The 23,864-nt window shown below is 70.5% G+C and carries 21 protein-coding genes, 2 pseudogenes and 1 riboswitch; of the genes and pseudogenes, 5 read left to right on the forward strand and 18 right to left on the reverse strand.

Annotated elements, in window-relative coordinates:
* Positions 1 to 7: 7 nt before the first annotated feature.
* The 3 genes from AC3ETA_RS24795 to tdh are packed head-to-tail and all read right to left on the reverse strand — an operon-like array spanning position 8 to position 3,221.
* Positions 8 to 910 (reverse strand): LysR family transcriptional regulator, encoded by a 903-nt coding sequence (locus tag AC3ETA_RS24795; RefSeq protein WP_432195094.1) that lies wholly within the window; start codon positions 908 to 910, stop codon positions 8 to 10.
* Between the two features lie 37 nt (positions 911 to 947).
* Positions 948 to 2,141 (reverse strand): glycine C-acetyltransferase, encoded by a 1,194-nt coding sequence (locus AC3ETA_RS24800; RefSeq protein ID WP_432195095.1) that lies wholly within the window; start codon positions 2,139 to 2,141, stop codon positions 948 to 950.
* Between the two features lie 51 nt (positions 2,142 to 2,192).
* Positions 2,193 to 3,221 (reverse strand): L-threonine 3-dehydrogenase, encoded by a 1,029-nt coding sequence (gene tdh, locus AC3ETA_RS24805; RefSeq protein WP_432195096.1) that lies wholly within the window; start codon positions 3,219 to 3,221, stop codon positions 2,193 to 2,195.
* Between the two features lie 363 nt (positions 3,222 to 3,584).
* On the opposite strand from tdh, the gene AC3ETA_RS24810 reads away from it, so the two are divergent.
* Both AC3ETA_RS24810 and AC3ETA_RS24815 read left to right on the forward strand, forming a co-directional pair.
* Positions 3,585 to 4,148, forward strand: a complete 564-nt coding sequence (locus AC3ETA_RS24810) for a YbfB/YjiJ family MFS transporter (RefSeq protein WP_432195097.1) — start codon at positions 3,585 to 3,587, stop codon at positions 4,146 to 4,148.
* The gene (locus AC3ETA_RS24815) at positions 4,145 to 4,750 is read left to right on the forward strand and encodes a GPP34 family phosphoprotein (RefSeq protein WP_432195098.1); all 606 of its coding nucleotides are present in this window, start codon (positions 4,145 to 4,147) and stop codon (positions 4,748 to 4,750) included. The genes AC3ETA_RS24810 and AC3ETA_RS24815 overlap by 4 nt, the downstream gene beginning before the upstream one ends.
* 204 nt (positions 4,751 to 4,954) lie before the next feature.
* On the opposite strand, the gene AC3ETA_RS24820 is transcribed toward AC3ETA_RS24815, so the two are convergent.
* The 6 genes and pseudogenes from AC3ETA_RS24820 to AC3ETA_RS24845 all read right to left on the reverse strand — a co-directional run bounded on the left by AC3ETA_RS24820 (position 4,955) and on the right by AC3ETA_RS24845 (position 11,381).
* Entirely contained in the window at positions 4,955 to 5,533 is a 579-nt protein-coding gene (locus AC3ETA_RS24820) for a GAF domain-containing protein (RefSeq protein WP_432195099.1), read from the reverse strand.
* Between the two features lie 61 nt (positions 5,534 to 5,594).
* Complete coding sequence (locus tag AC3ETA_RS24825) at positions 5,595 to 6,194, reverse strand: GTP-binding protein (protein ID WP_030956515.1); 600 nt, start codon at positions 6,192 to 6,194, stop codon at positions 5,595 to 5,597.
* Entirely contained in the window at positions 6,172 to 6,543 is a 372-nt protein-coding gene (locus AC3ETA_RS24830; RefSeq protein ID WP_030956514.1) for a DUF742 domain-containing protein, read from the reverse strand. The genes AC3ETA_RS24825 and AC3ETA_RS24830 overlap by 23 nt, the downstream gene beginning before the upstream one ends.
* Before the next feature lie 2 nt (positions 6,544 to 6,545).
* Positions 6,546 to 6,980, reverse strand: a complete 435-nt coding sequence (locus tag AC3ETA_RS24835; protein WP_030956513.1) for a roadblock/LC7 domain-containing protein — start codon at positions 6,978 to 6,980, stop codon at positions 6,546 to 6,548.
* Positions 6,981 to 7,966: 986 nt separating this feature from the next.
* Positions 7,967 to 9,652 (reverse strand): annotated as a pseudogene (locus AC3ETA_RS24840) (sensor histidine kinase); the annotation flags it as partial.
* Between the two features lie 553 nt (positions 9,653 to 10,205).
* Positions 10,206 to 11,381 carry an MBL fold metallo-hydrolase gene (locus AC3ETA_RS24845; RefSeq protein ID WP_432195100.1) on the reverse strand — a complete coding sequence of 392 codons (1,176 nt, stop codon included), beginning with the start codon at positions 11,379 to 11,381 and terminating at the stop codon, positions 10,206 to 10,208.
* A gap of 269 nt (positions 11,382 to 11,650) precedes the next feature.
* Here AC3ETA_RS24845 and AC3ETA_RS24850 point away from each other — a divergent pair, with 269 nt between their 5' ends.
* Together AC3ETA_RS24850 and AC3ETA_RS24855 are read left to right on the forward strand one after the other, a co-directional pair.
* Positions 11,651 to 12,847, forward strand: a complete 1,197-nt coding sequence (locus tag AC3ETA_RS24850) for a Glu/Leu/Phe/Val dehydrogenase dimerization domain-containing protein (protein WP_432195101.1) — start codon at positions 11,651 to 11,653, stop codon at positions 12,845 to 12,847.
* A gap of 72 nt (positions 12,848 to 12,919) precedes the next feature.
* Entirely contained in the window at positions 12,920 to 13,540 is a 621-nt protein-coding gene (locus AC3ETA_RS24855) for a TetR/AcrR family transcriptional regulator (protein ID WP_432195102.1), read from the forward strand.
* Positions 13,541 to 13,643: 103 nt separating this feature from the next.
* Here the strand turns inward: AC3ETA_RS24855 and AC3ETA_RS24860 are convergent, their stop codons facing one another.
* The 3 genes and pseudogenes from AC3ETA_RS24860 to AC3ETA_RS24870 all read right to left on the reverse strand — a co-directional run.
* Positions 13,644 to 14,429 carry an SGNH/GDSL hydrolase family protein gene (locus AC3ETA_RS24860; protein WP_093748024.1) on the reverse strand — a complete coding sequence of 262 codons (786 nt, stop codon included), beginning with the start codon at positions 14,427 to 14,429 and terminating at the stop codon, positions 13,644 to 13,646.
* Positions 14,430 to 14,674: 245 nt separating this feature from the next.
* Complete coding sequence (locus tag AC3ETA_RS24865) at positions 14,675 to 15,613, reverse strand: peptidoglycan DD-metalloendopeptidase family protein (protein ID WP_432195103.1); 939 nt, start codon at positions 15,611 to 15,613, stop codon at positions 14,675 to 14,677.
* Between the two features lie 4 nt (positions 15,614 to 15,617).
* A riboswitch (cyclic di-AMP (ydaO/yuaA leader) is annotated at positions 15,618 to 15,783 on the reverse strand.
* A gap of 299 nt (positions 15,784 to 16,082) precedes the next feature.
* Positions 16,083 to 16,322, reverse strand: a pseudogene (locus tag AC3ETA_RS24870) (GH36 C-terminal domain-containing protein); the annotation flags it as partial.
* Between the two features lie 150 nt (positions 16,323 to 16,472).
* Between AC3ETA_RS24870 and AC3ETA_RS24875 the strand changes: the two are divergent.
* Positions 16,473 to 17,270: a tyrosine-protein phosphatase gene (locus tag AC3ETA_RS24875; protein WP_432195104.1), complete on the forward strand. Its 798-nt coding sequence runs from the start codon at positions 16,473 to 16,475 to the stop codon at positions 17,268 to 17,270.
* A gap of 13 nt (positions 17,271 to 17,283) precedes the next feature.
* Here AC3ETA_RS24875 and AC3ETA_RS24880 read toward each other — a convergent pair whose 3' ends face one another.
* The 6 genes from AC3ETA_RS24880 to hpnH form a co-directional block, all read right to left on the reverse strand.
* A complete protein-coding gene (locus AC3ETA_RS24880) occupies positions 17,284 to 17,403 on the reverse strand; it encodes a DUF6126 family protein (RefSeq protein ID WP_128379435.1) in 120 nt (39 codons plus the stop codon).
* On the reverse strand, positions 17,400 to 18,032 hold the full coding sequence (locus AC3ETA_RS24885) for a helix-turn-helix domain-containing protein (RefSeq protein WP_432195105.1): 633 nt from the start codon (positions 18,030 to 18,032) through the stop codon (positions 17,400 to 17,402). Before AC3ETA_RS24885 ends, AC3ETA_RS24880 begins: the two co-directional genes overlap by 4 nt.
* 252 nt (positions 18,033 to 18,284) lie before the next feature.
* Positions 18,285 to 19,670 carry an aspartate aminotransferase family protein gene (locus AC3ETA_RS24890; RefSeq protein ID WP_432195106.1) on the reverse strand — a complete coding sequence of 462 codons (1,386 nt, stop codon included), beginning with the start codon at positions 19,668 to 19,670 and terminating at the stop codon, positions 18,285 to 18,287.
* Positions 19,667 to 21,625 carry a 1-deoxy-D-xylulose-5-phosphate synthase gene (gene dxs / locus AC3ETA_RS24895; protein ID WP_432195107.1) on the reverse strand — a complete coding sequence of 653 codons (1,959 nt, stop codon included), beginning with the start codon at positions 21,623 to 21,625 and terminating at the stop codon, positions 19,667 to 19,669. The genes AC3ETA_RS24890 and dxs overlap by 4 nt, the downstream gene beginning before the upstream one ends.
* Positions 21,626 to 21,656: 31 nt before the next feature.
* Entirely contained in the window at positions 21,657 to 22,832 is a 1,176-nt protein-coding gene (ispG, locus tag AC3ETA_RS24900) for a flavodoxin-dependent (E)-4-hydroxy-3-methylbut-2-enyl-diphosphate synthase (RefSeq protein ID WP_432195108.1), read from the reverse strand.
* Positions 22,833 to 22,836: 4 nt separating this feature from the next.
* Complete coding sequence (gene hpnH, locus AC3ETA_RS24905) at positions 22,837 to 23,859, reverse strand: adenosyl-hopene transferase HpnH (RefSeq protein ID WP_432195109.1); 1,023 nt, start codon at positions 23,857 to 23,859, stop codon at positions 22,837 to 22,839.
* Positions 23,860 to 23,864 lie beyond the last annotated feature (5 nt).

Genomic DNA, 23,864 nt, shown 5'->3' on the forward strand with positions numbered 1-23,864 from the left:
GGAAGCCTCACTCCCCGGCCGCCTCGTCCAGCGCCTCCAGCACGGGCCGGATCAAGGGATGCTCCTCCGCTCCACGTCGCACGGCCGCGAAGACCCGGCGCGTGGGTGCCACCCCGTCCACCGGCCGTACGACGACCCCGGTGAGGTCCATGCCGCGCAGCGCGGAGCGCGGGACGAGGGCCACTCCGGCGTCGGCCGAGGCGAGGGCGACGACCGCGCGGAAGTCGTCCGAGGAGTGTTCGAGGCGGGGCTGGAAGCCGGCGTTCTCGCAGGCCAGGACGACCACGTCATGGCAGGGGTTGCCGGAGTAGGGGCCGATCCAGGTGTCCTTGGCCAGCTCGGCGAGCGGGACCTCGACCGCGTCGGCCAGCCGGTGACCGACCGGGACGACGGCGTCGAAGGGCTCGGCGTACAGCGGTACGTGCGTCAGGCGCGGGTCGTCGGCGGGCGGTGCCCCGCGATATTCGACGGCCACCGCGATGTCGACCTGCCGGTCCAGCACCATCGGCAGGCTGGCGTCGCCCTCGGCGTCCTGGACGCGGATGCGAATGCCGGGGGACGTCTCGGCGAGGCGGGCCACCGCGGGCGCGACGACCAGGGCGATGCCGGTGGCGAAGGAGGCGACCGTGACCGTGCCGGCCGCACCCGAGCTGTACGCCGCGAGCTCGGCCTCCGCCCGCTCCAGCTGGGCGAGCACGGCGTTGGTGTGGCTGAGCAGGATCTCGCCGGCCGGGGTCAGCCGTACACCCTTGGCGCCGCGCTCCACCAGGCGGTGGCCGGTCTCCTGCTCCAGGGCCGCGAGCTGCTGGGAGACCGCGGAGGGGGTGAGATACAGCGCGGCGGCAGCCGCCGTCACGGTGCGGTGGTCGGCCACCGCACGGAGGATGTGGAGCCGCCGCGCTTCGATCATGAGATCGATTATCGCAAGGTCCGGAGCGGGCCGGACGTCAGCCTTCCAGTTCGGCCCGGGCCGCGACGAAGGCGTCCACGGCACGGTTGACGTCGTCCGTCGAGTGCGCGGCGGACAGCTGGACGCGGATGCGGGCCCGGCCCTGGGGCACGACCGGGTACGAGAAGCCGATCACGTACACGCCGCGCTCCAGCAGCAGCTCCGCCAGCCGGCCGGCCTTGGACGCGTCGCCGATCATCACGGGCGCGATGGCGTGGTCGCCGGGGAGGATCTCGAAGCCCTCCTCGGTCATCCGGCGGCGGAACAGCGCCGTGTTCTCGGCGAGCCGGACACGCAGGTCGTCCGCGGACTCCAGCAGGTCCAGGACCTTGAGGGAGGCCGCCGCGATCACCGGGGCCAGGGTGTTGGAGAACAGGTACGGCCGGGAGCGCTGGCGCAGCAGGGCGACGATCTCGGCACGGGCCGCCACATAGCCGCCGGACGCGCCGCCGAGGGCCTTGCCGAGGGTGCCGGTGATGATGTCGACGCGGTCCATGACGCCGTGCAGCTCGGGCGTGCCGCGGCCGCCGGGGCCGACGAAGCCGACGGCGTGCGAGTCGTCGACCATGACCATCGCGTCGTAGCGGTCGGCGAGGTCGCAGATGTCCTTCAGCGGCGCCACGTAGCCGTCCATGGAGAAGACGCCGTCGGTGACGATCAGCCGGCGGCGCGCCGACTGCGCCTCCTTCAACTGGGCTTCCAGGTCGGCCAGATCACGGTTGGCGTAACGGAAGCGGCGGGCCTTGGACAACCGGATCCCGTCGATGATCGACGCGTGGTTGAGGGCGTCGGAGATCACCGCGTCCTCCGGGCCGAGGAGCGTCTCGAACACGCCGCCGTTGGCGTCGAAGCAGGAGGAGTACAGGATCGTGTCCTCCTGGCCGAGGAACGCCGAGATCCTGCCCTCCAGCTCCTTGTGCACCTCCTGGGTGCCGCAGATGAAGCGGACGGAGGCCATGCCGTAGCCCCAGCGGTCCAGCGCCTGGTGGGCGGCGGCGATCACCTGTGGGTGGTCGGCGAGGCCGAGGTAGTTGTTGGCGCAGAAGTTGAGGACCTCGCCGGGGCGGCCGCCCGCGCTGACGTTGACGGTCGCGGACTGCGGGGTGTCGATGACGCGCTCGGGCTTGTGCAGGCCGGCGGCGCGGATCTCGTCGAGGGTGGCGCGCAGGTCGTCGCGCACGGAGTCGAACATCTCAAAGCTCCCAGGAATGCAGGTGACTTACGCGGTGCCTTAGGCGGTGTCTCAGGCGGTCCAGTCGAGGATGACCTTGCCGCCGCGGCCGCTCGCCGCGTCGGCGAACGCCGCCTCGAAGTCGCGGTAGCCGTACCGGCCGGTGATGACGGGCGCGAGGTCGAGGCCGCCTTCGAGCAGCACGGACATGGCGTACCAGGTCTCGAACATCTCACGGCCGTAGATGCCCTTGACGGTGATCATCGAGGTGACGACGCGGGCCCAGTCGACCGGGAACTCCTGGGCGGGCAGGCCGAGCATGGCTATACGGCCGCCGTGCGTCATGTTGGCGATCATGTCGCGCATGGCTTCGGGGCGGCCGGACATCTCCAGGCCGATGTCGAAGCCCTCACGCAGACCGAGCGTGCGCTGTCCGTCGGCGATGGTCGCCTCGGCCACGTTCAGGGCGAGGCTCACGCCGACCTTGCGGGCCAGCTCCAGCCGCTCCTCGCTCACATCGGTGATCATGACGTGGCGCGCGCCCGCGTGCCGGGCCACGGCCGCCGCCATGAGGCCGATCGGGCCGGCGCCGGTGATCAGGACGTCCTCGCCGACCAGCGGGAAGGACAGCGCGGTGTGGACGGCGTTGCCGAACGGGTCGAAGATCGCGGCGACATCGAGGTCGACTGGCACCCTGTGCACCCACACGTTGGTGGCGGGCAGGGCGACGTACTCGGCGAAGGCGCCGTCGCGTCCGACACCGAGGCCGACGGTGGCGCGGCACAGGTGCCGACGGCCGGCCAGACAGTTGCGGCACTTGCCGCAGACCAGGTGGCCCTCGCCGCTGACGCGGTCACCGGGCTTGATGTCGGCGACGTCCCGGCCGGTCTCCACGACCTCGCCGACGAACTCGTGCCCGAGCACGAGCGGGGTGCTTATCGCCTGCTGTGCCCAGCCGTCCCAGGACCTGATGTGCAGATCGGTGCCGCAGATGCCGGTGCGCAGCACCTTGATCAGTACGTCGCCGGGTCCGACGGCCGGTTCCGGAACGTCCGCGAGCCACAGCCCGGGCTCCGCCTTCTCCTTGACCAGCGCCTTCAACGCTACGGCTCCTGTGCTCGAGTCCCGGCTGCGGGCATACCCAGGGAGCCCGCAGCCGGGGAGGGGGGTGGATTCGCGTAGCAATCTGCCGTACGGCGCCGCCCGGGTCCATCGAGGATTTCTTAAGCGGCGCCACAGCTTTCCTTCAAGCCCTCGGTCCACGCCTGTTGGAGGCGGGAGACCTGGTAGTGGCTGATGTACCAGTCGTCCTCGACACGGGTCGCGAGTACCGCGAGCCCGACGTCCAGCTCGGGCCGGTCCGTGAACGTGAACCGGACGTCGAGGTACCCGAGGACCCGGCTGTCGGCAGGCTGTCACGGCATGGGCGTCGGCCGGTTCGCCCACAGGCCGATCCTGCCTCTGATGCAGGCCCCCGCGGGCCTGTCCGCCGGTGCCGGCGCGCACCTGGCCACGGCCGACCACGTCGGCTGTCTGGCCGGTGCGCCGGAGCGCCGGAGGCCGGCGGGCATCGCCCAGCCCGTGCTCGTACGCTCGCGCACCGTCCTGCGCGGCTCGCTGCTCCTGCTGACGGCCACGCTCGCGGCCGTGCCGGCCACCCACAGCACCACCATGTGGGCGGCACCGCGGCTGCTGGCCGGCGCTGCGAGCGCTCTGGTCTTCGTCATGGCGGTCCGCGCACTGCCGCACCAGCTGCGCGAGCATCACGCTGGTCCTGGTCCTGGTCCTGCGCTCCTCACCGACCGGCGAGCGGCGAGCGGTCTGGTGGGCGCCGGCAGGACTCTCCGCCGTCCTTGCGGCCGCCTCGGCCGCCGCCCTGCTGAGAACCGGGTTCCCGCACCGCATGGTGGTAGTACGACATACGGTGCCCGAAGGACAGCGAAAATCGGCGTAGGACGTCCGGACCGTCGAGCCCGGGCCCGTTGTCCGCGCCCCGCATTCGGCCGACTCACCAGGAGCCGCTCATGAACACCGCACGGGATCTCGCGATAGTCACCCTGGACATGGCGTCGGACCACACAGTGGAGCAGGGCGACCTGTCGCTCGCGCTCGCGGCGGCGGAGATGTTCGACCTGCTCGACGCCCATGCCCTCGTCCTGGACGGCGACCTCATCACACCCAGCGCACAGGCGCCCACGGGTGACCGCCTGCTGGACGAGGCCGCCTCGGCACTCGTACGCCAGGAACCGTACGAGTCGGTCGAGGACTGGCTGTGGCGCCGGGGCCGGGGCCTGTCCGCGGCCTATGTCGAGGATCTGGAACGCGTGGGGCTCACGGCCCGGGCACCGGGTCCCCGGTTCGCGCTGCGAGCCGCTCCTTCGGTACCGGTCGACTCGGCGGCCCGGCGACAGGCGGAGGAGCGCTGGACCTCGGGCGAGCCCGTCCTCGCCGCCCTGGGCACCGCTGCCGGCATCCGTGACGACTCGGACGAGGTCGACGACAAGCTCACCGACGAGAGGGTCACGACGGTGCTGGCCGCCCTCGGCAACGCGGTGATGGAACTGGAAGCCGTACGGCAGCGGCGGGCAATCGAGGACGCCGCGTTCGACAACGTGTGGCGGGGCTACTAGGAACGAACGGGACCGATGGTCAGCGGGTACCCAGCAGCGCGAGGCAGATGTTCCAGAGCGGAGGCAGGCGTTCCATGCTGTTGTACTGCTGCGTGGTCGGCTGAAGGTCAGGGGCACCCCTCGGCCAGGAGTCAGGGGCACGCCAAGCCGGCCCGAAGCCGACGCGGCAGCAGAAGCCGCCGTCGGATGCCGCCGAAGCCTCCCTCAGAGCAGTGGGAGCCCGTCGGCCTGCCGTCGTTCCAGCCGGGACATCAGGTCCACCGCGGTCGCCTTGATGGTGTCCAGGCCCGCCCTCCCCCACGGCCGCGGCTCCACGTCCACGACACACACGGTGCCCAGCGCCATTCCGGTGCTGTCGATGAGTGGCGCGCCCATGTAGGAGCGGATGCCGAACTCGTCGACGATCGGATTCCCGGCGAACCGCGGATAGTCGCAGACGTCCTCCAGGACCAGCGCCTTGCGTCGCACGACCACATGGGGGCAGAAGCCATGGTCTCGCTCCATATGGCGCCCGAGCTCAGGCTTGGAATCATCGGCCCGTGTGAGGGTCACCCGGTGCTGTGCGTGCAGGCCGGCGAAGAACTGCCGGCTCTCGTCGATGAAGTTGACCATGGCGTACGGCGCCCCGGTGAGCTCGGCGAGATGATCCGCGAACACGTCGAGAGCCGGGTCGGCATGATCCCCCAGTCCCAGCCGGAGCAACCGCTGGGCGCGGGCGGGGGCCTCCTTGTCCTCGGGGGTCAGCAGCAGTCGAGCGACCGGGTGGGGTGGGCCGTAGCTCATGGGCGGATTCCGTCCCTGTGGGCGTACGTCATATGCGGCTCCGTGCGAGTGTGTGTGGCTGTCACATGTGGGCGCCATGGCTGGGCGCGGGTGCCGGCGTGTGGGCGATGAGGTGCCTCACCAGGGTGAGCAGGGTCTGCACGCCGGAGCTGGAGATCCGGGCGTCGCAGCGGACGATCGGGATCTCCGGGTCGAGGTCGATGGCGGCACGGACCTCCTCCGGGTCGTACCGGTAGCCGCCGTCGAACTCGTTGATCGCGACGATGAAGCCGAGCCCCCGCTGCTCGAAGAAGTCGACGGCGGCGAAGCAGTCTTCCAGGCGCCGGGTGTCGGCGAGGATCACCGCGCCGAGCGCGCCTTCCGAGAGTTCGTCCCACATGAACCAGAACCGTTCCTGACCGGGTGTGCCGAACAGGTACAGGACATGTTCCGGATCGAGGGTGATGCGGCCGAAGTCCATGGCCACCGTGGTCTCGACCTTGTTCTCCACCCCTTCGAGGCTGTCGGTCGCGGCGCTGACCGTGGTGAGCAGTTCCTCCGTGCTGAGCGGCGCGATCTCGCTGACCGCGCCCACGAAGGTCGTCTTGCCTACCCCGAACCCTCCCGCCACCAAGATCTTCAGTGCGGTGGGGAAGGGATCAGAGCTGTCGTCGTAGTCCATCGAGCACTGCCTCCAGAAGGGCCCGGTCAGTCGGGTTGTGGTGGAACTCGGGGGGCTTGGTGGTGAGCGCCCCGCAGTCGACGAGGTCCGACAGCAGCACCTTGGTGACCGCCGCCGGCAGCTTCAGGTGGGCTGCCACCTCGGCGACCGAGACGGGAGCACGGCACAGGTCGAGCGCCAACTCGTGCTCGGGGCCCAGGTAGCCGAGGGGGGTCGCCCCGGTGGCCATCACCTGCGAGATGAGGTCGAGCGCGACGGTGGGCCGGGTACGGCCGTTGCTGACCGTGAAAGGGCGCACCAGCCGTCCGGCCGCGTCGTCGAGCCAGGGCCCGTCGCCGGCCGCTGTCATGTTCAAGGCCTCAGCGCCGAGGGTTCGACGGAGTGCTGCCGGGGTGCGGTGACCAGGTACGGACGGACGCTCTTGACCAGCATCGCCATCTCGTAGCCCAGCACCGCCGCGTCGGCCTCGCGGCCGGCGAGCACGGCCAGACAGGTGCCGGATCCGGCCGTGGTCACGAAGAGCAGGGTCGAGTCGAGTTCCACGACGACCTGACGGACCTCGCCACCCTCGCCGAAGCGGACGCCGGCGCTGCGGCCGAGGGAGTACAGGCCGGAGGCCAGGGCAGCCATGTGGTCGGCGCTGTCCGGGTCAAGGCCGTGAACGGACTTCACGAGCCCGTCGCAGGAGAGCAGGACCGCGCTGGTCGTGTGCGGTACGCGCTGCACGAGGCCGCTCATCAGCCAGTCGAGATCGGAGACATGGGCGGTCGGCGCTTCGCTCGCCATGGTGGATCGACTCCTTGAGGTACGAAGGTCTGCGGGAGCGCCGGGGTTGGGGGTGGTCTCCCAGGCGGACTTCGAGCTGGTCACAGTCGTGGTCATCCGGCTGGAGCGCTCCCGTCAGGCCAAGTGGTGTGGTCGGTACCGGGCGCGGGCCCGGGGTGAGGCTCGGTCATATGTGCCGGGTCCATGGGCGAGACCTCCATGGAGGGCCTAGTGGTGATGGGGGTCACGTCCATGTGGAGTCCATCCAGGGACGTCGGGCGCGGACGTGTGGGCTGGGACCGAGCCGTGTCGAGGCTCGTCGGCTCCAGACGGCCGGTCGCCGGGCGTACGGACTCCAGTCGGGTGGGCTGGGAGACCAGGGGGTCCGGGTGGGTCGGCTCCGGGGTGGGTGACGTGGTCTCGGACGTCGTGTGGAGTGAAGGGGTGTAGGCGGGTCTGATCCCGTGGGTGGTGGGGGTGTGCGCCGAATCCATGTGCCCTGCGCCCACATAGCCCGTACCCATGTGGTCGGTACCCGAGTAGTCAGTGCCCATGTGGTCAGGGCCCATACGGTCGGTGCTCATGTGGCCGGTGCCCACGTGGTCCGTGCTCATGTGGTCCGTGCTCATGTGGTCGGTGCCCACGTGGTCGGTGCCCATGTGGTCGGTGCCCACGTGGTTAGGGCCCATACGGTCGGTGCTCATGCGGCCGGTGCCCACGTGGTCCGTGCCCACGTGGTCCGTGCCCATGTACCCCGCATCCACATCCTCGGCGTCCCCGCGCGCCGATTCCATGTGCTGCTGCGTCTCGGCCAGCCCGATCCCCCGTTGGAAGGCGGCCATCAGCCCCGGGTCGTGCCCGGCGAGGTGGTCGGACTCCTGCCGTGGTGCGGGACCACCACGGAGCTGGGGTGCGATGTGCTCCTGGGCTCGTCGGCGCGGCAGTTGGGGCTTGCCCATGGTGCCGCGGACGGTGCTGACACGCGGGGTCGGCAGCGCGCCTGCGTTCTCCTCGACGCTTCGGCGTTCGTCGGGCCTGATGCCGGGCACGGCCTCGGCCGGGTTGGCCCGTTCCCCCTGGGCGCCTCGTACGGGCAGCGGTGCCGGTCCGGCGCCGTTCGCCCCGGGGACCGCGCCCCTCGCACCGCCCTGCGGCTCCTGCCGACGCGGTGCGCCGGGCGATGCCGACGACGTCTGGGACGCCTCGGTCACGCCTGGCCGCCCACCGTTTTCCGGTGCGCCCGACGAGGCCCCTGACGCCCTTGACGCCGCTGACGCCGACCCGGCCTCTGTCCCCGACCCGGCCTCTGTCCCCGACCCGGCCGTCGCGGCGTGCCGACGCTGCTGAGACGGCACGGGCCCTTGCTGCCGACGCGCCTGCGGCGAGGACTGCGAACGCTGCGCGGGAGCCTGCGCCGACACGCTCGTACCGGCGATGGCCCCCTGCTGCGCCTCGGGCCCCCGCCCCACCCCGGCCCGGGCCCCGGGTTCGTTCCCCAACAGCCCCTGCGGCACGACGAGTACGGCCTGCACGCCGCCGTAGATGTTCGTCTGGAGGCGCACATGGATGCCATGGCGCTTCGCGAGCTGCGAGACGACGAACAGGCCGATGCGTCCGTCCGCCAGCAGGCTGGCGACGTTGACCTGATCGGGATCGGTGAGCAGGGCGTTCATGCGGTTCTGCTCGCCGACGGGCATACCCAGCCCGCGGTCCTCGACCTCGACGGCGAGTCCCGAGGTCACGAGGTTGGCCCGGAGCAGTACCTGGGTGTGCGGGGCGGAGAACACGGTGGCGTTCTCGACCAGTTCGGCCAGCAGGTGGATGACGTCGGCGACGGCGTGTCCACGCAGGGTGCCGTCGATGGGCGGCACGAGCTTCACCCGTGAGTACTGCTCGACCTCGGCGATGGCGGAGCGCAGCACCTCGGTCATGGAGACGGGGTTGCTCCACTGCCGGCGGGAGACGGCGCCGCCGAGGACGGCGAGGTTCTCCGCGTGGCGGCGGATGCGGGTGGCGAGGTGGTCGACGTGGAAGAGGCCCTTGAGCAGGTCGGGGTCCTCGATCTCGTTCTCCAGCTCGTCGAGGATGGAGATCTCCCGGTGCACCAGCGACTGAAGGCGCCGGGCGAGGTTGACGAAGACCTCCAGCTTCTGTTCGCTGCCTGCCTGGCTGGAGAGCTGCGCGGCCTGGACGACGGCGGTGACGGCGCCGTCGTGGGCGCGGGCCAGGTCGCCGGCGAGCAGTTCGAAGTCGTCGGCGTCCTCGGGCGGACCGCTGCGGGACTTGCGCTTCGGCGGTGTTTCGCCACGTCTCAGCGTCTCGACCAGGGCCCGCAGATCGGCCTCGCCGCGTGCGCTGCTGCGGCGGAGTGCGCGGATGCGGTCGTTGACGGATCTGGCGGTGCGGTTGGCGGCCACGGCGGCGATCAGGATGCCGGCGAGGGTGACCGAGACCGCGCTCGCGAGCACGGCCCACACGGTGAGGCTGGGCCGGACGCCCGTGGAGCGGACCACGAACAGGACGGCCGCGCAGGCGCTGAGGGTCACCGCGACGGGTGGCAGCACGGCCAGCCGCAGCAGTTGGGGCCGTATATGGGTCTCGGGCAGCGCGGGTGCGGTGCGGGCGGCCGGGCGCCCGTGCCGCCCGCCCTCACGGCGGTCTGCGCGTGCGGCCGGGGCGCGTAGATGAGACATCGGGGTCCTCGTGCTGGTCCGTCGGTCGGGGGCCTGGGGGTGCGCGCGGTCAGCGCGGCCCGGGGCGTGCGCCATGGCGACGTCGGTCGACAGAGCTGACGAATTCGGCTCCGCGTCGCCCGACGGACACTGACAGTAGTCGCCTTCGCATCAAGTGCGGTGGGCAGTTGACAAACTCCCGCAGCGGGCGTCCCGCTCTGGTATGAGGCCTCGCACGGCAGATCGATATCCCGTCGCATCGTTCCCTCACAAGGAGCAATCGAACGATCGGACCTGATCAGAAGCGGTCACGAGGAAACGCCGAGGGGCGGGGCACTTTCCACGCCCCGCCCCTCGGCGACGTCTCCCTCACCACCCCCGACCGCGCCGGTGGGGACGTTTCAGCACCTCACACGCCCACCACTCCGACCCCCAGAGCATCACCGACAGTAGCGGCGCGCAGTGTCACGCAAGTGCCCAGGCACACTCCTGCGCGCCCCGCGTGAAATGCCACATGGGGGCGCGAGTGGTGATCACTCGCGCCCCCATGGGTCGTTCGTCGACGGCGGTCGCGCTAGGAGACGGGCGTACTGTCCGGCGCCGGAGCCACCGGCGGCCACGCCGACCACCCCTCGGCAGGCGCCTGGGCGACCTCGCGCCACCACGGCGTCGCGGGCGCCGAGGAGGCCGGTTCGAAGGGCTCGCCGCAGCGCGGCGCCGCCATCGTGACCCCGGCCTTGTGGGTGGCCCGCATCATCCACTCGCCCGGCTCCGCCCACGGGTGCGGCGCCAGGTTGAAGGTCCCCCAGTGGATCGGCAGCATGACGCCCGCGGTCGGGTCGCCGCCCTGAAGGTCGAGGTGGGCCCGGACGCCCTCGTCCGGCGTCATGTGGATGTCGGGCCAGAAGTCGGAGTAGGCGCCGACCTGGATCATCGTGGCGTCGAACGGACCGTGCTCGGCGCCGATGTCCTTGAAGCCCTCGAAGTAGCCCGTGTCCCCGCTGTGGTAGATCCGGTGCTCGTCGGAGGCGACGGCCCAGGACGCCCAGAGCGTGTGCTGAGTGTTGCGCAGTCCGCGTCCGCAGAAGTGGCGCGCCGGGGTGGCGGTCAGGGTGAGCCCGCCGACCTTGGTCGCCTCGTGCCAGTCCAGCTCACGCAGCCGGTCGGCCGACACGCCCCAGTGTTCGAGATGGCCGCCGACCCCGAGCGGCACGGCGAAGACCGTGTCGGTGCCGGCCAGCGCCTTGATCGTCGGCATGTCGAGGTGGTCGTAGTGGTCGTGCGAGATGACGACGACGTCGACCGGGCCGAGCGCGGCGAGCGGCAGCGGTACGGGGTGCAGCCGCTTCGGCCCGGCGAAGGGGAACGGGGAGCAGCGCTCGCCCCACACGGGATCGAAGAGGACCCGGTGGCCGTCGATCTCCGCGAGGATGCTGGAGTGCCCCATCCAGGTAATGCGCAGCCCCGTGGCGGGAGCTTTGGCCAGGTCCGCATAGGTGGTCGAGTGCACCGGAACGGTGCCGTTCGGGGTCCGTCGCGGCCGGGAGTCCTTGTCGAAGAAGACCTTGGCGAACTCCAGCATCGACCCGGAGGGCCTGGTGCGCGCCTCGCCTCCCGGGTTCTGGAAAACCCCGTCCTTGAAGTGCGGTGATCTGCGGATACGCGCCATGCGCTCACCGCTCGGATCCACGCCGAAGGCCTCGGGCCGCAGGGCGCGCAGCCCGGAGCTCGGGAATCGGAAACCGGCCACGGTACCTCCAGCTGGATTCGGTGAGGAGTTCCATTATGGGCGGCCCGTCCGACACCCTCGGATCCCCCCTGGCCGGGACTGAGCCGGTGACCCCTGCGGCTCACCGGGCCGCATCGGATCCACACAGATCGATCCGCCACATTGACATGTCCCCACCCCCCTTCAATACTGACTCATCGTTCAGTAGCAGTACACCGCGCCGTGCCCTGGTAGCCCACCCCAGGCCCCGGACCCCACTCCCGGGAGACGGCCCAGACCCCGGAGACCCCATGGCCACCCCACCCGCCCCGACCACTCCCCTGCTGTCCCTGACCTGGACCGATCACATCACCGGCCGTCAGGGCTTCCTGGTCATCGACCGGCTGGTGCGCGGTGTGGCCAGTGGCGGGCTGCGGATGCGGCCGGGCTGCACGCTGGCGGAGGTCACGGGTCTCGCGCAGGGCATGAGCATGAAGGAGGCCCTGCACTACGACCCGGAGGCGCGGTACGTCCCCCTGGGCGGCGCCAAGGGCGGCATCGACTGCGATCCCCGGGACCCGGAGGCGTACGGCCTCCTGGTGCGCTACCTGCGGAGCATGCGGCCGTACATCGAGAGCTTCTGGACCACCGGCGAGGACCTCGGCCTCGCCCAGGACGTGGTCGACCGGGCGGCGGCCGAGGCGGGGCTCGTCTCGTCGGTCCAGGCCGTGTATCCGCTGCTCGACGACGAGGTGGGTTCCCGGCGGCGGCTCGCGGAGGCGTTCACGGTCGAGGTCGACGGCATCGGGCTGGACGAGCTGGTCGGCGGCTGCGGGGTCGCGGAGTCCGTGCTGACCGCGCTGGACAGGGCCGGTGTGCCGTACTGGAGGACACGCGTCGCCATGCAGGGACTCGGGACCATGGGCGGGGCGACGGCTCGCTTCCTCACCCGCGCGGGGCTCACCGTCGTGGCCGTCGCCGACATCAAGGGCACGATCGCCAATCCGGCCGGGCTCGACGTCGAGAGCCTGCTCACGGCACGCGACGCCCACGGCACCGTCGACCGAGCCGCGCTGCGCCCCGGGGACCGTGAGCTGCCGGGCGACGCCTGGCTCTCGACCGAGGCGGAGGTGCTGGTGCCCGCGGCCGTGTCGTACGTGATCGACGCCGCGAACCAGGGCCGTGTCACCGCGCGTTGGATCGCCGAGGCGGCCAACATGCCCGTACGGCCCGACGCGGAGGAACTGCTGGCCGCGCGGGGCGTCACCGTGCTGCCGGACGTCGTGGTCAACTCGGGCACGAATGCCTGGTGGTGGTGGACGCTGTTCGGGGACATCGGTCCGGACGCGGACGAGGCGTTCGCCCACACACGGCGTTCGATGCGTGCCCTGACCGACCTCACGCTGGCGCGTGCCGAGGCGGACGGGACGGCTCCGCGGGCCGCCGCGCACGCCATCGCGGCGGACCGGCTTCCGTTGATCACCGAACGGTTCGGCCGGCACCGGTGACCGGCGGCCGCGGGGGGCGCCCGGTGGGACCTGGCCCGGGAACGGCCGCTGACGAGGCTTTAGGGTGACGACGTGGCAAGAGTGCGGTTGAGCGTGGCGGAACGGCGTGAGGAGTTGCTGAGCGCCGCCGTCGAGCAGATAGAGGTGCGGGGCGTGGCGGCGGTGAGGATCGCCGACGTGGCCTCGGTGCTCGGCGTGAGCAACGCGCTGGTGCTGTATCACTTCGACACCAAGGAAAAGCTGGTCGCGGCCGCGTTCAGCCATGCGGCCGAAGGGGACCTGGCCCATCTGCGCCGGCTCCTCGGACGCCGCACGACGGCACTGCGGCGGTTGCGGGCGGCCGTGCGCTGGTACGCGCCGACCGGTCAGGCCAAGGGCTGGCGGCTGTGGATCGAGGGCTGGGCGGCGGCGCTGCGCGAACCCGCGCTCCAGGAGGTCACCCGGGACCTCGACCGGCAGTGGAAGGGGGCCATCACCGAGGTGATCGCCGAGGGCGTCGCCGCCGGCGAGTTCCGCTGTCCGGACCCCGGCGCCACGGCGCTGCGCCTGACGGCCCTGCTCGACGGGCTCGCCGTACAGCTGACGTCGTACCCGGGCGCGATCTCACGCACGCGTGCCCAGGAGTGGGTGGATGAGGCGCTCGCGCAGGAACTCGGGCTGGAGCGCAAGGCGTTGACCGCGACGGACCGGTGAGGCTGTGTGTGGCGGGAGCACATGTGGTGTGAGGACATACGTCCGGGCCGCACCGATCAATCCTCGGTACGGTCCGGACGTATCGGTCGCTCGCGAATCGCCCTCAGGCCACCGCTCGGATCCGCATCTTGATGTCGTCCGGGGACAGCGCGCCCTTGGCCGTCACATGGTCGCCCGACGACTCGCCGCGCAGTCGCCGGCCGATCCACGGCACCAGGTACTCGCGGGCCCAGTGGACGTCGTCCCGGCGGACCTCGAGGGTGCCGCGGGGCGGGAGCGGCGGCCAGGGCTGGTCCGGGTCGGCGGGGATCTCCAGACCGAGGACCTGGCCCGCGCGGAGCGCCACGCGCGTGTGCCCCTCGGGGGACAGGTGGAGCCGGTCGTCGTCCCAGGCGCGGCGGTCCTGAACGGTCTTGAGGGACCACAGGTCGAGCACCGGGCAGCCGTACCGGTCGGCGATGGCCCGCACATGTCCGTTGTACGTGGCGATCTTGCCGCGCAGATGCTTCAGCACGGGCACGCCACGGGTGTCGAAGCCGGTCGTCACCATGACGGTGCCGACGGCCGAGGTGAGCCGGACGATCGCCCGCTCGAAGCGCTCGGCGACCTCGTCGGGGTCGGTTCCGGGTCGGATGATGTCGTTGCCGCCCGCACAGAACGAGACCAGGTCCGGGGCCAGTTCGGCGGCCTTCGGGAGCTGGTTCTCGATGATCTGGTCGAGCAGTTTGCCGCGTACGGCGAGGTTCGTGTAGTTGAAGTCGCCCTCGGGGCGGCGGTCCGCGAGCAGGACCGCGAACCGGTCGGCCCAGCCGACGAACGCGCCGTCGGGGCCGGGGTCGCCGACGCCCTCGGTGAAGCTGTCCCCCACCGCAACGTACGACCCGATCACTGCGCTGCTGTCACTCTTCGAATCGTCTGCCACATCGACCCATGATTCACCTTCGAATGTGACCTACGCGACCGTAGGAAAGGGTTGACGATCGGTGAGATAAGCCACTCCTAAAGTGTTCACCAAACGTGGAATAAGCCTCTGAACAGGGGTGTTGTGGGCGCAACATGCCGAAGGCCGGACCCGGGGATCGAGGTCCGGCCTTCGGCCGCGTGTCAGGCAGGTGGTTCTGGCGTGGGGCCGCGTCAGCCGATGGCGACACCCTTGGCGCGCAGGTAGGCGACCGGGTCCACGTCCGAGCCGTAGTCCGGCGTGGTGCGGATCTCGAAGTGCAGGTGCGGGCCGGTGACGTTGCCGGTCGCGCCGGAGAGGCCGATCTGCTGGCCCGCGGTCACGGTCTGGCCGCTGGAGACCGAGAGCGAGGACAGGTGGGCGTACTGGGCGTAGTAGCCGTCGGCGAGCTGGATGACGACCTGGTTGCCGTACGCGCCGCCCCAGCCGGCCGAGACGACGGTGCCCGCGCCGACCGCCTTCAGCGGGGTGCCGGTGGCGGCGGCGAAGTCGACGCCGGTGTGGTAGCCGCTGGACCACATGCTGCCCGCGATCTTGTAGCCGGTGCCGAGGGAGGCGCCGGACAGCGGGGCGGAGAAGCCGTTGACGGTGCTGGTGGTCCCGGCGGCCTTGGTGGCCTTCTGCGCCTTCTTCGGCGTGGCGGACTTCGCGGCGGACGAGTCCTTCGAGGAGGACTTGGACGCCGAAGAGGGCTTGGAGGGCGACGACTTGGGGGCGGTCGTCGCGGCCTTCTTGCCGCCGATGGCGAGCTTGAGACCCGGGTGGATCAGCGACGGGTCGGAGCCGACGGCCTCACGGTTGTCGGCGTAGAGCTTCTTCCAGCCACCGCTGACGTTCTGCTCATCGGCGATCTTCGAAAGGTAGTCGCCGACCTTCACCGAATAGGTCCGCACGTCCGTCTTCTTGTGAGCGGACTTCTTGTCGGCGGTCTTCTGGCCGGCGATCGGAAGGGACTGAACGGCCTTTTCCGCAACGGACTGCGAGGGAGCGGCGTGGGCGCCGGTGGCTCCCATGAGCGGAAGAGCGAGAGCGGCGCCACCGGTTCCGGCGACGGCAATGGAGCGGGTGAAGCGCAGGGACTTCGGACGGCGATGCTTACCCTTCGCGGGCATGACGAATTCCTCTCCGGCGCCTGCGAGGTGAGCTGTCGGGTGCGGGCTGGAGATGCCCGGCCGCGCCGAGGCGCGACTTGACCCCTAGCCGTTCCGGAGACCGGAACAGGCGGTTCTACCTGTGGGTCCCCCGCTCCTGCCGTGCACGGGTGAGTTTGCGCGGAATCCGAGCGGCGGCAGGATTGGGCGTCCGTCCGGATTGGTCGTGAACGTAAGCGAGGAAGACGCATGGGAACAAGTGAGAGGTTCCGTCCGAATGCGTTCCTGTTGATCCGTTGTGGGAATTAGCCGTCACCGTGCGTGAAATGCGGGGGCGCCGCCCGACTCAAAGCCCCTTGAAAAGCCCATGAATTACGTGAACATGACGGGCGACGCACCGTCACGGCTATGACGCTCCTCACGTGACACTGCTCCAGCTTTCTTTATCGCAGGGCGAGTTGGAATGAAGGTGCCAATTCGGACAGAACACCTAGATGCGACGGAGTCGAATAACTGCCGCATCGAGGTCGCCCTTCAAGTCGGCGCGCAGTCCGTGATGCACCAGTACGGCCCCTCGGTGAATTTCACCCGTTTCAAGGCATTCATACGCAACTGCCGGATCCAGACCCCCGCAACCGGAGCGCCGGAAGGGGCGCCGCGGCCGGTGCAGGTCGCCGCGCGGCACCGGAGGCCGGACCTCCTTGCAGGGCGCCACCCACTCCCCCACCTCAACACGAGCGGGTCGCGGAATTCCGTCCGCATTCGTCCCGATTGGCACTGAATCCAATTTGGCCCTGGAATCCATGTCGTATGGTCGAGAGCGCACCCCGTCGGCCGCATCGCCGAGCCGCGCCGCCGGGGCTGACTGGGAGGAGCCCCCGTGACGCAGCAGATCCCGTCGACCGAGCCCGAACTGGCCGGGGTTCGCAACTTCCGCGATGTGGGCGGCCTGCCCACGGTGGACGGACGACGGGTGCGGCACGGAGTGCTGTTCCGCAGCGGCCACCTCGCACACGCAACCAACGAGGACGCCGACTTCCTCGGCTCGCTGGGGCTGCACACGATCTTCGACTTCCGCAACGCGGCCGACCAGAAGCTCGAGGGGCCGGACGTCGAGCTGCCGGGCGTGCGCAACGTCAACCTGCCGCTCTCCGACCCGGCGGACGGCGCGGAGTTCTGGAAGATGGTCCGGGACGGCGACCTCGACCAACTGCGCGGGATCCTGTCGGACGGCAAGGGCGCGAACCGGATGATCGTCTCCTACCGTTCGATCATCAAGGAGCGCACCGGCGAACACTCCCAGGTGCTGCACTCGCTCGCCGAGGACAGCGTCCCGGCGCTGATGCACTGCGCGGCCGGCAAGGACCGCGCGGGTCTGTCCATCGCCGTGACCCTGCTGGCCCTCGGCGTCGAGCGTGAGGCGATCGTCACCGACTACCTGGAGTCCAACGCCAAGCACCGCCGCTACAAGGTGCGGCGCAGCGGCAGCGACGCCTCCGCCTACTCGCCCGAGGTCATGGAACTGCTCAGCCCGCTGTTCGACGCGCGGGCCGAGTATCTGACGGCTGCCTTCGAGACCATCGAGGAGACGTGGGGCGGCGTCGACACCTATCTGGAGCGGGGCCTGCGACTGAGCCCCGAGTCCAGGGACCGGCTGCGGGAGCGGCTGCTCGACTGAGGCCGCGCCCGGCCTACTTCGCGCCCGCCTCGAACAGGAAGTAGATGAAGGCGGCGAAGACGTGCCCCACCGCGATGTAGATGATGAGCCGCACCCACAGGGCACGCGGGAACTTCTCCTCCATGTCGCTCATGGCGTCTCTCCAGGGGTGGGGCCCAGGCACAGGGTGGCCGTGGGGCTCTGCAACAGGGTGTGGACGAACAGCAGCTCGACCCCGCCCGGGTCCAGGGCGGCGATGCGGTGCGGGGTGAGCGAATCGAAGTGCGCGCTGTCTCCGGGCACGAGCCGGTGCGTGGTGTCCCCGAGGCGCAGCCGCAGCCGCCCTTCGAGGACGTAGAGCCACTCCTCTCCGGGATGCACCCGCACGATGTCGCCCTGCGAGCCGTGCGGCACATGGACGCGCAGGGCCTGCATCCCGCGCCCGGGCGCGCCCGTCTGCCAGTACATCCAGCCGCCGGCGGCAGTCGGCTCCATGTCGGCGGCACGCACGACGGCGTCCCGGTCGGCGACCGACTCGCCGAGCAGCTCGGAAACCGTCGTACCGTAGATGCGGGCGAGCGCGAGCAGCATCGGCAGCGAGGGCTGGCGTTGCCCGGTCTCCAGCCGGGAGAGGTGGGCCGGTGACAGCCCGGCGGAGCGGGCGGCGGCCTCCAGGGTGAGGGCGGCACGCCGGCGCAGGGCCCGGAGCTGGGGCGCGACGACCGGGAGTGCCCCGGTCGGCACTTCCGCCTCGCCCTCGGGCGAGGTCTCGGGAGAGCTCATGCTCTCCATTCAGCCGCAGGCTTGCCTCTGCGGCAAATTACTTGCCTCAGAGGCAAAAGCCACGGGCCGCGAGCCGAACGCCCGACCGGGCCCGCACAGTGCCAACCGGGTCTCGCACAGTGCCAACCGGGTCTCGCACGGTGCCAACCGGGCCCGCACAGCGCGAACCGGACCCGCACGGTGCTATCGCCCGCACGGTGCCTATCGGGCCCGCACGGTGCCTACCGGACCCGCAGCCTGCCTACCGCGCCGTCACCGGTTGGCGACCGCCTGCTTGATCAACGTCTTGCCGAAGTCCCACATCAGCCCGCCCCCGCTGTGCGCGTCGTCCATCACCTCGGTGAAGGCGTCGACGAACCGGTCCACCTCCCGCTCGCCGATGATCAGCGGCGGGATCAGCTTGATCACCTCCAGGTGGTCGCCGGAGACCTGGGTGAGGATCCGGTGCCTGCGCAGCAGCGGGACGACGACCATCTGCGCGAACAGTCCCTTGCGGGCGGCCTGGAGCATGGTCCAGCGGCCGCGCAGCTTCAGCGAGTCGGGACGGCCGAACTCGATGCCGATCATCAGGCCCCGGCCGCGGACGTCGGCGAGCAGCTCGTACTTGCCGACCAGCGCCGCGAGCCGGGACCGCAACTGCTCCCCGGTCGCCCGCGCGTTCGCGACGATCTGCTCGTTCTCCATGACGGACAGCACGGCGAGCCCGGCCGCCATGGCCTGCGCGTTGGACCCGAAGCTCGCCGAGTGCACGAGCACCCGGTCCATGGACGAGTAGACCTTCTTGAAGATCCAGTCCTTGCCGAGGGTGGCCCCCACCGGCACATAGCCCCCGGAGAGCGCCTTGGCGACGCACACCAGGTCCGGCTCGACGCCCTCTTCGTGCTGGTAGGCGTAGAAGTCTCCGGTCCGGCCAAGGCCCGTCTGCACCTCGTCGGCGATGAGCAGCGCCTTGTGCTTGTGCAGCAGCTCCTGGGCGGCCCGCAGATAGCCGGGCGGGGCCTCGTGCACGCCCTTGCCCTGGATCGGTTCGACGATCAGGGCGGCGACGTCGCCCTTCTTCAGCTCCCGGGCCAGGGCGTCGAGATCGCCGAGCGGCAGGGCCGTGTCCGGCAGCAGCGGGGCGAAGCCGTCCCGGAAGCCGGACTCACCGTTGACGGACAGGGAGCCCGTGGTCAGCCCGTGGAAGGCGTGGTCGCAGTACAGCACCCGCGGCCTGCCGGTGACGAACCGCGCGAACTTCAGCGCGGTCTCCACCGCCTCCGTCCCGCTGTTGCCGAAGAACACCCGCTCCAGGTGCGGGCTGTGGGTGAGGAGCCGCTCCGCCAGCAGCCCGGGCAGCGGCTGGCAGTCGAAGCGGGTGAGGTCGGCGAGCTGGGCGTCGAGGACGTCGTGCAGCGCCCTGCGGACGACGGGGTGGTGGCGCCCCAGGCCCATCACCCCGAACCCGGCGAGCATGTCCAGGTGGTCGTTGCCCTCGGCGTCCCAGAAGTGGGCGCCCTCGGCCCGCTCGTAGACCTTGTCGAAGCCGATGGTGTGCAGCATGCGCGGGAGCTGGTGGTTCAGGTACTTCGTGTGCAGCTCGTAGCGCTCGGCTCCGCGCTCGGCGAGGAGCCGGCCGAGGTCGAACTCGCTCGTCATTCGGCTTTCTCCTTGACCGGCACGACGGTACGACCGTCATGACCTCCCTCGGCCCGCTCCGCGCCAGCCACGCTCTCCTCGGCCTCCTTGAGGGCCAGGCTCGCGCTGATCCGGCCCGCGATCTCGACGGGCGTAAGGCCGATGTCCGCGAGCACCTCGCCCCGCTTGGCGTGCGCGAGGAACTGCTCCGGGATGCCGAACCGCCGCACCGGTACGTCGACGTCGGCGTCGCCCAGCGCGAGCGCCACGGCGGAGCCCACCCCGGAGGACCGGCTGTTGTCCTCGACGACGGCCACCAGCCGGTGCTGCGCGGCGAGGGGCGCGAGGGCGGGGTCGACGGGTTTCACCCACCGCGGGTCGACGACGGTGCAGTCGATGCCGCGGGCCTGGAGCAGCTCGGCCGCCTGGAGGCACACCGGAGCCATCACACCCACGGCGACGAGCAGGACGTCCGGCTCGCCGGCGCCCCGGTGCAGCACGTCCAGCCCGCCCACCCGGTCCACCGCCGGGATCGACGGCCCGACCGACTCCTTCGGGAACCGTACGAGTGTCGGCGCGTCGTCGCAGGCCACGGCCTCGCGCAGCTGGGCCCGCAGCTGGTCGGCGTCGCGCGGCGCGGCGATCCTGAGGCCGGGGACGACCTGGAGGATCGACATGTCCCACATGCCGTTGTGGGAGGCACCGTCGGCGCCGGTGACACCGGCCCGGTCCAGCACGAACGTCACTCCGCAGCGGTGCAGCGCGACGTCCATGAGGAGCTGGTCGAAGGCACGGTTGAGGAACGTGGCGTAGACGGCGACGACCGGGTGCAGCCCGCCCGTCGCGAGGCCCGCCGCGGACACGGCCGCGTGCTGCTCGGCGATCCCGACGTCCCAGACCCGGTCCGGGAACCGTTCGGCGAACCTGCCGAGCCCGACGGGGTGCAGCATGGCCGCCGTGATCGCCACGACGTCCTCCCGCTCCTCGCCGATCCGCACGATCTCCTCGCCGAACACCGACGTCCAGGACGGCCCGCCCGACGGCGCGAGCGGCTCGCAGGTCAGCGGGTCCATCACGCCGACGGTGTGGAAGTGGTCCTCCTCGTGGGCGAGGGCGGGTTCGTAGCCGCGCCCCTTCTCCGTGAGGCAGTGGATCAGCACGGGCCCGTGGAACCGTTTCGCCCGCCTCAGCGCGGACTCGACGGCCCCGATGTCGTGCCCGTCGATCGGGCCGACGTACTTCAGCCCCAGGTCCTCGAAGAGCCCCTGCGGCGCGAACGCGTCCTTGAAGCCCTTCTTCGCGCCGTGCAGGGCCTCGTAGACGGTGTTGCCGACGACGGGCGTGCGCTGGAGCACGTCCTTGCCCCAGGCCAGGACCCGCTCGTAGCTGTCCGTCGTGCGCAGGGTGGCCAGGTGGTTGGCGAGACCCCCGATGGTCGGCGCGTACGACCGCTCGTTGTCGTTGACGACGATGATCAGCGGCCGGTCCTTGGCCGCCGCGATGTTGTTCAGCGCCTCCCAGGCCATGCCGCCGGTCAGCGCCCCGTCGCCGATCACCGCGACGACGTGCCCCTTCTCCCCCTGCACCGAACGCGCCTTGGCGAGCCCGTCGGCCCAGCCGAGCGCCGTGGAGGCGTGGCTGTTCTCGACGATGTCGTGCTCGGACTCCTCGCGCGAGGGGTAGCCGGACAGGCCGCCCTTGCCGCGCAGCTTGGAGAAGTCCTGGCGTCCCGTCAGCAGCTTGTGCACATAGCTCTGGTGACCGGTGTCCCAGACGATGCGGTCGACCGGCGACTCGAAGACCCGGTGGAGCGCGATGGACAGTTCCACCACGCCCAGGTTGGGCCCGAGGTGTCCGCCGGTCCTGGCGACCGCGTGCACCAGGAACTCCCTGATCTCGTCGGACAGTTCGCCGAGTTCCGCCTCGGACAGCGCCTTCAGGTCGCGTGGTCCCCGGATGCTCTCCAGAATCGTCACGCTCGGGCCCCCTCTCGGTCCGTGCCTTGCTTCAACTCACTGTCACTGCCGGTTTCCCCGTGACGGTGGGGGCGCCCGATGCGGCCCCGTCCTGCTCCATCTGTTCGGCGATCTTCATCGCCTCCTCGATCAGGGTCTCGACGATCTTCGACTCGGGGACGGTCTTGATGACCTCGCCCTTCACGAAGATCTGACCCTTGCCGTTGCCGGAGGCGACGCCGAGGTCGGCCTCCCGCGCCTCGCCGGGGCCGTTGACCACACAGCCCATGACGGCCACCCGCAACGGCACTTCCATGCCTTCCAGGCCGGCCGTGACCTCGTCGGCGAGCTTGTAGACGTCGACCTGGGCCCGCCCGCAGGACGGGCAGGAGACGATCTCCAGGCGCCGCTGCCTGAGGTTCAGCGACTCCAGGATCTGGATGCCGACCTTGACCTCCTCGGCGGGCGGGGCGCTCAGGGACACGCGGATCGTGTCGCCGATGCCCCGCGACAGCAGCGCGCCGAAGGCGACCGCCGACTTGATCGTGCCCTGGAAGGCGGGCCCGGCCTCGGTGACCCCGAGGTGCAGCGGGTAGTCGCACTGGGCCGCGAGCTGCTTGTACGCCTCGATCATCACGACCGGGTCGTTGTGCTTCACCGAGATCTTGATGTCCCGGAAGTCGTGCTCCTCGAACAGCGACGCCTCCCACAGCGCGCTCTCCACGAGCGCCTCCGGGGTGGCCTTGCCGTACTTCTGGAGCAGCCGCCGGTCCAGCGACCCGGCGTTGACGCCGATCCGGATCGGCGTGCCGTGGTCCCTGGCGGCCCGCGCGATCTCCTTGACCTTGTCGTCGAACTGCTTGATGTTCCCCGGGTTGACACGTACGGCCGCACAGCCGGCCTCGATCGCGGCGAACACGTACTTCGGCTGGAAGTGGATGTCCGCGATCACCGGGATCTGGGACTTGCGTGCGATGGTCGCGAGGGCGTCCGCGTCGTCCTGCGTCGGGCAGGCCACGCGCACGATCTGGCAGCCGGACGCCGTCAGCTCGGCGATCTGCTGCAGGGTGGCGCCGATGTCGGATGTCCGGGTCGTCGTCATCGACTGCACCGACACCGGGGCGCCGCCCCCGACCGCCACCGGGCCGACCTGGATCTGCCGGGACACACGTCGCTCGGCGACCGGCCGGACCGGTACCTCGGGGACGCCCAAGGAGATGGCGGTCATGGCGTCACTCCCGGTTCCCGGAGACCGTCTCGCGCATGGCGCGCAGCGACTCCTTGAGCGAACCCATGGTGGCGAGGACGGCGGTGGGCTCGTAGCCGCAGTGCGCCATGCAGTTGGCGCAGCGCGGGTCCTTGCCGCGTCCGTACTTGTCCCAGTCGGTGTCCTCGATGAGTTCCCGGTACGTCGGCACGTACCCGTCGCTCATCAGGTAGCAGGGGCGCTGCCAGCCGAACAGGGAGTAGTTCGGGATGGCCCACGCGGTGCACGGGAAGTCGACCTTGCCCTCGAGGAAGTCGAGGAACAGCGGCGAGTGGTTCAGCCGCCACTTCCTGCGGTTGCCGCCCGCGAAGGCCTTCTTGAACAGCTCGCGGGTCTGCTCGACGCCGAGGAAGTGCTCCTGGTCGGGGGCCTTCTCGTAGGCGTAGGCGGGCGAGATCATCATCTCGTCGACCTTGAGGTCGTCGTTGAGGAAGTTCAGCACCTCGATGATGGTCTGCGGGGTGTCGGTGTTGAAGAAGGTGGAGTTGGTGGTGACCCGGAAGCCGCGCCGCTTGGCCTCCTTGATCGCCTCCACCGCCTCGTCGAACACGCCCTCCTTGGCCACCGACTCGTCATGGCGCTCGCGCAGGCCGTCGATGTGGACGGCGAAGGCGAAGTAGGGCGAGGGGGTGAACTTGTCCATCTTCTTGCGCAGCAGCATGGCGTTGGTGCACAGGAAGACGTACTTCCGCTTGGCCACCAGCTGCCGCACGATCTCGTCGATCTGCGGATGCATCAGCGGCTCGCCGCCGGCGATGGACACCATGGGCGCGCCGGACTCGAGCACCGCCCCCACGGCCTGGGCCACCGGCATGCGCTGCTTCAGGACCCCGGCCGGGTGCTGGATCTTGCCGCAGCCCTCGCATTTGAGGTTGCAGGCGAACAGCGGCTCCAGCTCGACGATCAGCGGGAACTTGTCACGCCTGCGGAGCTTCTGTTCGGCCAAGTAAGTAGCGACCTTGATGGACTGACGCAGCGGCATGGCCATCTGGC

This window comes from Streptomyces sp. bgisy027 (assembly GCF_057710365.1).